3 protein-coding genes are annotated in these 2,838 nt (G+C 36.4%); 2 read left to right on the forward strand and 1 reads right to left on the reverse strand.

Annotated elements, in window-relative coordinates:
• Positions 1-168 (reverse strand): helix-turn-helix domain-containing protein (locus RR554_RS12160; protein ID WP_443081296.1); only part of this gene is annotated, 168 nt, incomplete at its 3' end.
• A gap of 213 nt (positions 169-381) precedes the next feature.
• On the opposite strand from RR554_RS12160, the gene RR554_RS12080 reads away from it, so the two are divergent.
• Positions 382-744: an ArsR/SmtB family transcription factor gene (locus tag RR554_RS12080; RefSeq protein ID WP_332468140.1), complete on the forward strand. Its 363-nt coding sequence runs from the start codon at positions 382-384 to the stop codon at positions 742-744.
• A partial coding sequence (locus RR554_RS12085) for a heavy metal translocating P-type ATPase (protein ID WP_332468141.1) occupies positions 737-2,838 on the forward strand: 2,102 nt, incomplete at its 3' end. The genes RR554_RS12080 and RR554_RS12085, both read left to right, overlap by 8 nt.

The following is a 2,838-nucleotide window of genomic DNA, read 5'->3' on the forward strand; positions in this document are numbered from 1 at the left end:
AATATCAAACAGATCACTTAACTGAATTAATTGATCTAAATCAGGATAACTTTTTCCATTTTCCCATTTTGAAATTAACGGACGACTAACAAATAATGTTTGAGCCAACTCTTCTTGTGTCATTTTAAATTCTAATCGCTTTTTCTTAACAACCTCACCAATTTCCATCACTATCACTCCTTAAAATAATTATACAAAAAAGCGTCTCTACTTTATAGTTACATAGCAAAACACAGCTAAAAACTTTGCTACATTTCGTTACACGTCTCTTCTTCCCGTATTAGATAAGGATTTATTCATTCAAATATCCACTTGAATGTCGATTTCTAAAATGATACACTTTATTCAAATAACTACTTGAATGTATAGGAGAATCAAAAAATGACAAATGATATTTGCGAAATAACTTGTCTTCATGAAGACAGAATTGAACAAGCAAAAGCTAAGCTAACAAAAACTAACACCTTAGACGTTAGTTTGCTATTCAAGGTCTTAGCTGATGAAAATAGACTAAAAATTTTGTACGCACTAGGATCAAGAAATGATTTATGTGTTTGCGATATTGCCAACATTATTGATGCTACTGTTGCAAATACGTCACACCACTTACAGACACTAAAAAAAATGAAACTTGTTGATAGTAAAAAAATTGGGAAACTTGTTTATTATTACATCAGCAATTCAACCGTTATTCATTTAATTGAAACTGGAATCAAAGTGAAAGAAGATGCTAATCATGAGTGAGAAAACAACTTATCGAATCCAGGGGTTAAGCTGTACCAATTGTGCGGCTAAATTTGAAAAAAATGTTCAACATATTCCTGGTGTCACCGGTACTAACCTTAATTTTGGTGCAGGAAAAATCACAGTTGAAGGTCGGGCCACACTAGAAGAACTTGAGGCAGCCGGAGCATTTGATAATTTACAACTCCAATCAATTGATGAACCCGTAGTAACGAGAAATTCATCAGATTCCTTCATTAAACGACATCTTCGACTGATAATAGCTGTCATTCTAATCCTTATTGCCTTTTCTTTTCAAATTCAGCAGGGAGAAAACAGCTCGCTTGCAACTATCTTTTATCTCTCAGCCATTCTAATCGGCGGGGTTAGCCTTTTTATTGAAGGGTTTAAAGACCTTCTTAAACTCAATTTTTCTATGGAAACATTAATGACTATTGCTATTATTGGAGCCTCTCTCATTGGGCAATGGGCAGAAGGAGCCGTTGTTGTATTACTTTTTGCGATTAGCGAAGCCCTAGAAAGATACTCGATGGAAAAAGCAAGGCAATCTATTCGCTCTTTAATGGATATCGCTCCTAAAGAAGCCCTTATTAGAAGAAATGGACAAGAGCTCGTACTTCCTGTCTCTGATATTCAAATTGATGACATCATGATTGTCAAACCTGGTCAAAAGTTAGCCATGGATGGCGTAATCGTTAAAGGACACTCTGCCATCAATCAAGCAGCTATTACTGGCGAATCTGTCCCAATTGAAAAAACTGTCAGTGATGATGTTTTTGCAGGTACGCTAAACGGAGAAGGCGCTTTAGAAGTTCACGTTACTAAAAAGGTAACTGACACAACCATTGCAAAAATTATTCATTTGGTGGAAGAAGCCCAAGGTGAAAAAGCACCTTCTCAATCTTTTGTCGATAAGTTCGCTAAATTTTACACACCAACCATTATTGCAATTGCTGGATTAACTATGGTTTTTCCTCCGCTATTTTTAGGTGAAGATTGGAATACTTGGCTTTACCAAGGGCTTTCTCTATTAGTTGTCGGATGTCCCTGTTCCCTAGTTATCTCAACACCTGTTTCTATTGTTTCAGCCATTGGAAATGCCGCTAAAAACGGGGTCTTAATCAAAGGTGGCATCTACCTTGAAGAAATCGGAGGATTAAAAGCCATTGCTTTTGATAAAACAGGAACATTAACTGAAGGTAAACCCGTTGTGACTGATTTTATTACCAATAATTCAGCTGAAGAAGAGCACTATTTAACAATCATTTCCGCTCTAGAATCTTTATCTCAACATCCTTTAGCCTCTGCTATTATCAATGAAGCTAAAGAAAGAAACCTAGACAAACATGCTGTGACTATCACTAATTTTTATTCCATAACAGGAAAAGGGATTAAAGGCGATTATGAAGGGACAACATACTTTGTCGGTAGTCCCAAACTCTTTCATACTTTAGCTATTGACTCTTCTCCATTAATGGCATCATATCAGCGCTATCAAAACGAAGGTAAGACCGTCATGCTTTTTGGTGATGCTAAAGAAATTCTAGCTATCATTGCCGTTGCTGATAAAGTGAGAGGTTCCAGTGCCGCTATTATTGAAAACTTGCATCAATTAGGAATAAAACAAACTATTATGCTAACTGGTGATAATACTCAAACAGCTAACGCCATTGGTCAACAAGTTGGCGTGACAACAATTAAGGGCGAGCTAATGCCTGAGGATAAATTAGATTATATTAAGTCTTTAAAACAATCTTATGAGAATGTTGCGATGATTGGAGATGGCATTAACGACGCACCTGCTCTAGCTTCCGCAACAGTGGGAATTGCTATGGGAGGAGCTGGCGAAGATACTGCTTTAGAAACAGCAGATGTCGCACTAATGGGGGACGATTTACGAAAACTTCCTTTTTTAATTAAGCTAAGTCGAAAAACACTGAAAATAATTAAACAAAACATCACCTTTTCTTTGATTATTAAGTTACTTGCAGTGTTGCTCATTATTCCTGGTTGGTTAACATTATGGATTGCCATTTTAGCTGACATGGGAGCTACACTTTTAGTGACATTAAACGGTTTGCGTTTAATGAAAGT

The organism is Vagococcus sp. (assembly GCF_036639995.1).
Classification (GTDB): domain Bacteria; phylum Bacillota; class Bacilli; order Lactobacillales; family Vagococcaceae; genus Vagococcus.

Excerpts from the sequence above, each read along its gene's own strand:
- RR554_RS12080 (WP_332468140.1), top strand. The coding sequence starts at position 382 with ATGACAAATGATATTTGCGAAATAACTTGTCTTCATGAAGACAGAATT.